Origin of the sequence: Mesorhizobium sp. M0991 (assembly GCF_040318915.1) — a bacterium.
Classification (GTDB): Bacteria; Pseudomonadota; Alphaproteobacteria; order Rhizobiales; family Rhizobiaceae; genus Mesorhizobium.
Genome location: NZ_JAMYNE010000080.1, coordinates 1 through 4957, shown reverse-complemented (window position 1 = coordinate 4957; position 4957 = coordinate 1). Strand labels below are relative to the sequence as shown.

Sequence of the window (4957 nt, the reverse complement as noted above, 5' to 3'; positions counted from 1 at the left end):
ACGCGACGAACAACTGCAGGACGACGGGAACACTCCGGGCATAGGACACGTAGAGGTCAGTCAGATGACTGATCACCGGAATCCTGGGAACCCGGAGTGTTGTCGCGACGAGAGCCAAGCAAAAGCCGACGACCATAGCGGTACGAAGCCCACGGGCAGACCTTAGCCTCCCGCGCTGAGCATTTCGACGATTGTTAAATCCAAAGAATCACCACAGGACGGTGGCCGTCGAGCGAGTTTTCAGCAGCCCATTTCCGCAGCCTCTTAATGTGCAACTTGCGAAGCTGCCGACATCAATTCCTCGGGATTCAGCGCTCTGAAGGTGTTGAGGCCATCCTCCAGAACTTCAGTGAAGTTCCAGCGTACGATGCCCGCCCGGTCGATTAGGAACTGACCGACAAGCTGCGCCTGGCTGGAAGCCATCGCCTGCTGATCGACTTCCGTAATCTCATATCCTTCCTTCTTGTTAAGAAATTCATTCATTGCCATGACGTCCATAGGCTCGGGCAACTCGCCCGGGAGATGGAACGATATCGCCATGACCGTGTCCATCCCGACCTCGCGCAAGCCGAAAGCACGGTGCGAGGCGCGCTCCGGGTCGGATGCGGCGAGGAGATCGGGTGCCGGGTGGTAACGGAAATAGAGCCGCGCCCGCTCGACCGGCGTATTGACCACAGCCAGGCATTCGACGCCTTTCTCACGCAGGGCCGGCTTGAGTTGCGCCATCGCCGCGACATGGCGCCGGCAGAACGGACAGTGCAGGCCTCGGAACAAACCGATCAACAACGGGCTACGGCCTCGAAAATCATCGAGCGCGATCTTGCCTTCGCGTGAGATCGCATTGAGCACAACATTCGGTGCCCGGTCGCCCGGCTGCAGCGGGCGGTCAACACTACTCGTGGACATGGACAACCTCCTCGCCCGGGTCAGTCAGGGAAAGCAGCACCCAGCGTTTCGGAGGCGATCAAGTGCTGGGGCGAAAGCTTCCTGTGCCAAGGCAATAGCTTTCGACCTCTGCCATATTGCCGAGGTCGAGATTACGCGCGTTGCAAGCCCATCATAACACGAAAAAGCATCTGCGTCGTCAGTCCGGCGATCGCGGCTTGCGAAGAATAGGCGGGGGCGGGCGAGGCCGCTATTCTGCGCTTGATTTCATCTGTCCTCGATGCTCTGACACGAGATCGAAGCGTAGGGAAAAATCGCACGCCGGCGTCAAAATCGCGACTTGGCGTAGAAAAGGCGATGGCTCCCCGGGATCGATGAAGCGGCGAATTACGAATTCTCCATAGCACTGCGCCAGGATCCGCCGCGAGCATACAATATGCGAAAAACGCGATCGGGACCGCGCGGAAGCACTTCGCCTCGCCGGCGGCCCCTTTGGCCCTTCCGCCGAAGTGAGTGCACCCTCTGCCGGCGGCTTTGTAAATGATGGACGCCTAGACACATGTTGTGAAAACGCGTGATAAGTTCGGTCTGCGCTAGATTCAAAGATGGCCGGGGCACCAGAAGATGGCCCACCAAATGTACAACGCAATGCTTGGCTTCGCCGCGCTTGTCTTAGCCGCGTGCCAATCGGCCCCCGAAACGCCGCAACCCGTCACTCTCGAACCTGCGTTAGAATCGGGAATTCCTCTCCAACCGCCCTTGGCTGCTGCCGGGGTTCCTTCCGGCTCAGCAATCATGCATCAATCCGTGGCGGTCACTCCGCCAGGCAAGGGCGTTCCAACAAAGTACGCCGATTTTTCCGGTCTATGGGCCGGCCGATTGGAGGGGATGTATGACGCCAAACTTGCTGTTCAAACGGTTTCTTCCAATGGGAAGGTGACGGTCACCTATGCGTGGGGAAATCTGGGCGACAACTATCCGGGAGAGGCCGCCGGCGCTGGAAGAATTGTAGGGAGGACGTTGAAGCTTGAGCGCCTGCCGAATGGCGCCGACGTCAGTTTTGTCATGCGGCCGGACGGAGCACTGGCCGGAACCGTTACGCTTGCCGGCCAGACCTACACGGGCGCGTTCCTCAAGCTACGATGAAGACGCATCCGAAGGGCTATGCAGAGGGCCAGGCGACTGTTCCAATATTGCCGTCTACTCAGTTTCGTCCCGACTGAAATTAAGCCTTCGTTAGGTATGTCTGAGACCGTCGCAGGCTGGATTCAAAACGTTGGTCGACGGTTGTAGGTGCGCTCGGTAGGAACGCCGGTATGCATCATCTGTCGGTAAGTGTCGCCCTGGCCATTTCGCTTGTCGTCGGTTTAGTCGTGGCGGCGATCGCGTCGCAGGGGCAGTCAGAAGGCTGCGGCATCCGACGCTCACTCGTCCTGGCAGACAGTGAAGAAACGACAGTCATGCCGTCGCGGAGCGGCTATCATTGAGAATTGGCTTCGGTAGGCGCCCGCGAGCTTCGCAAGACGGGATCATCGCAATCTACCTGATTGAAAGCCGCTGAAGGTCCTCGACCATCGAATCTCGGTGTGTTTCTCACAAAGTCGCTGGGATCACCGCCCTCCTAGGCTCACCGACCTTGAAACGTGGTGCTACGCGCCTCCCCATTGAGCTCGGGCCCAGGGCATTGGCTGCTTCGATGACCGCCTCCGGTCACCGGCTGGCTTTTGTGCATTTCGCCCGAAACTGTGCAGTGGTTGGGAAACGGGCTGAACAACAGCAATGGCTCAAATGGCTGTGGTCGCAATCTTCTCGCGCCATATTTCCGGGGAGAGCAGATCGGTCGCGAATTCCTGGCCCCTATGCGAACACCCGTCGCAATCCCGACAGCGACCGCCAAGGCAGCGGCGCAACGTGCCTGTTTTAGGGGAGGGAAGAGATTCGGCCAACCGATTGGTGCCTAAGCTCAAGCCTTGTTGTTCAACGCCTTTTGCCGCGACCGCTGGCGAATTGCTGCCACGAGTTCGGGTTCGAACCGCCGTGTTGTTGCGATTTTCGTCGAAGAGTTTGCGACAGCGAGCAAACGCTCAGGATCCGGCGTACTAGCGGCAAAAGCTGCTTGTACCGCACAAGCCGGGTTCATTCTGCTCCATTCTTCTGAAACGTGGCGAAGACAAGCCGCTTGCCTTCGCGCACGCTCTCTTCGAGCGGCTTCGCCTTCGCCAGATGCGCCGCAATCGCGCTGGCCAGCATGCAACCTGTTCCGCGCATCGATGTGGCAAGGCGCGGTAGATCGACATGGATGGGTTGATGATCGGAGCGCAGCAGAATATCGGTCGATTGGGGTCCCGAGGCATGCCCACCCTTGATCAGCACTGCCTGAGGGCCGGCGGCCAGCAGTCTTTGTCCTTGTTGGAGCGCACCGTTCTCATCCACTGCCAGTTCGGAGCCAATAAGGAGCGCCAGTTCAGGAAGGTTGGGCGTGACCAGGCAGCAAAGCGGCATCAGATCGCGCTTCATGACGGCGATAGCGCCTGCTTCCAGGAGAGCCCGGCCTGAGGTGGAGGCCAGCACTGGATCGAGTACTGCCGGCACCTGTCGATTTTCGCGCAGTACGGCGGCAACCGCAGCGATGATCTCGGCTGTTCCGAGCATGCCGATCTTGATGGTCGCCACTTCGTTGGCCCGCAGCGCGGCGCGCATCTGATCGGCGACCAGGCTTGGTGGAGAATGATGAATTTCCGTCACGGCGTCGTGCGTTTGCACCGTTAGCGCTGTGACGGCCAGACAGGTGCGCACGCCAATGGATGCGATCGTTTCGATATCGCGTGCTATTCCAGCACCCCCGCTGGAATCCGATCCGCCAACGACAAGCACATGCGGTTCTCGTCTCATCGCCATCGGTCCGTCTTTTCGATCCATTCCCTGGTGCGCGCTTCGGGATCGGAGCTCAAAGTGATGTCGGTGACCACTGCGGCGCTGTCGGCGCCGGCTTCAAAGACGCCATCGAGGCGGCCAGGGTTGAGGCCGCCGATAGTGACTAATGGGATTGGCGCCACCCGCCGCTTCCACTCGCTGATCCGCTCTAGCCCTTGCGGTGCCCACTTCATTTTCTTCAAGATGGTGGGATAGATCGGACCCAGCGCAACATAGTCGGGATCGGCAAAAATGGCCATCGCCAGCTCGACATGATCATGCGTGCTCAACCCGAGCCTGACACCGGCTGACTGTATCCTTGAGAGGTCGGCGGTTTGCAGATCTTCCTGGCCGAGATGCACGAAGTCGCAGCCCTCCTCGATTGCCAGGCGCCAATGATCGTTCACGATGAGCTGGCACTGGTGCTCGGCGCACAGGGCCTTCGCCTTCCGGATTTCGGTGCACAACCTGGCCTCATCTATGGTCTTGATGCGCAGTTGCACCAGCCTGACGCCAAGCGGCACTAGCCGTTCGATCCAGGCAGCGCTGTCGACGATCAGGTAGAAGGGATCGAGCTTCATGAAAAAACTGCCCTGCCGATCGCCGGCGTCGACGGCACGGCGACGTCGCGCGGTTCGAGCATTCCCGAGCAGAAGGCCTCACGACCGGCCTCGACCGCCTTGCCGAAAGCACGCGCCATGCCGACCGGATCGGCCGCCTTGGCGACCGCCGTGTTCAGGAGCACGGCGTCAAAGCCGAGTTCCATGACGGTCGCCGCGTGCGACGGCCGTCCGAGCCCGGCATCCACGATCATGGGAACGTCGGGGAAATGCCCACGCATCGAGCGCAGCGCCATGAGGTTGATCGGCCCGAGGGCGGAACCGATCGGTGCGCACCACGGCATCAAGGCCTTGCAGCCCGCCGCAAGCAGCCGCTCGGCGACAACAAGGTCGTCGGTGGTATAGGGGAATACCGCAAAACCGTCCTCGTACAGGATGCGGGCGGCTTCGACCAGACCGAACACATCCGGCTGCAGCGTGTCGTGGTCGCCGATCACTTCGAGCTTGATCCAGGTCGTCCCGAAGATCTCGCGCGCCATCTTCGCGGTTGTGACCGCTTCCTTGACGGAGTGGCAGCCTGCGGTGTTGGCAAGGATTCT

Annotated in this window: 6 protein-coding genes and 1 pseudogene; 2 read left to right on the top strand and 5 right to left on the bottom strand. The window is 60.1% G+C overall.

Going from position 1 to position 4957, the window contains the following annotated elements:
• Positions 1–136 (bottom strand): annotated as a pseudogene (locus NKH70_RS35385) (amino acid ABC transporter permease); the annotation flags it as partial.
• A 128-nt stretch (positions 137–264) separates the two neighbouring features.
• Positions 265–906 carry a peroxiredoxin-like family protein gene (locus NKH70_RS35380; protein WP_352716634.1) on the bottom strand — a complete coding sequence of 214 codons (642 nt, stop codon included), beginning with the start codon at positions 904–906 and terminating at the stop codon, positions 265–267.
• Between the two features lie 615 nt (positions 907–1521).
• On the opposite strand from NKH70_RS35380, the gene NKH70_RS35375 reads away from it, so the two are divergent.
• Together NKH70_RS35375 and NKH70_RS35370 are read left to right on the top strand one after the other, a co-directional pair.
• Positions 1522–2031, top strand: a complete 510-nt coding sequence (locus tag NKH70_RS35375) for a hypothetical protein (RefSeq protein ID WP_292655108.1) — start codon at positions 1522–1524, stop codon at positions 2029–2031.
• A 170-nt stretch (positions 2032–2201) separates the two neighbouring features.
• Positions 2202–2372: a hypothetical protein gene (locus NKH70_RS35370; RefSeq protein ID WP_352716635.1), complete on the top strand. Its 171-nt coding sequence runs from the start codon at positions 2202–2204 to the stop codon at positions 2370–2372.
• A gap of 649 nt (positions 2373–3021) precedes the next feature.
• Here the strand turns inward: NKH70_RS35370 and NKH70_RS35365 are convergent.
• The 3 genes from NKH70_RS35365 to NKH70_RS35355 all read right to left on the bottom strand — a co-directional run.
• Complete coding sequence (locus NKH70_RS35365) at positions 3022–3783, bottom strand: hydroxymethylpyrimidine/phosphomethylpyrimidine kinase (protein ID WP_352977283.1); 762 nt, start codon at positions 3781–3783, stop codon at positions 3022–3024.
• Complete coding sequence (locus tag NKH70_RS35360) at positions 3774–4379, bottom strand: thiamine phosphate synthase (protein ID WP_353027448.1); 606 nt, start codon at positions 4377–4379, stop codon at positions 3774–3776. Before NKH70_RS35360 ends, NKH70_RS35365 begins: the two co-directional genes overlap by 10 nt.
• A partial coding sequence (locus NKH70_RS35355; protein WP_353027447.1) for a thiazole synthase occupies positions 4376–4957 on the bottom strand: 582 nt, incomplete at its 5' end. The genes NKH70_RS35355 and NKH70_RS35360, both read right to left, overlap by 4 nt.

Excerpts from the sequence above, each read along its gene's own strand:
- NKH70_RS35380 (WP_352716634.1), bottom strand. The coding sequence starts at position 906 with ATGTCCACGAGTAGTGTTGACCGCCCGCTGCAGCCGGGCGACCGGGCA.
- NKH70_RS35375 (WP_292655108.1), top strand. The coding sequence starts at position 1,522 with ATGTACAACGCAATGCTTGGCTTCGCCGCGCTTGTCTTAGCCGCGTGC.
- NKH70_RS35370 (WP_352716635.1), top strand. The coding sequence starts at position 2,202 with ATGCATCATCTGTCGGTAAGTGTCGCCCTGGCCATTTCGCTTGTCGTC.
- NKH70_RS35365 (WP_352977283.1), bottom strand. The coding sequence starts at position 3,783 with ATGGCGATGAGACGAGAACCGCATGTGCTTGTCGTTGGCGGATCGGAT.
- NKH70_RS35360 (WP_353027448.1), bottom strand. The coding sequence starts at position 4,379 with ATGAAGCTCGATCCCTTCTACCTGATCGTCGACAGCGCTGCCTGGATC.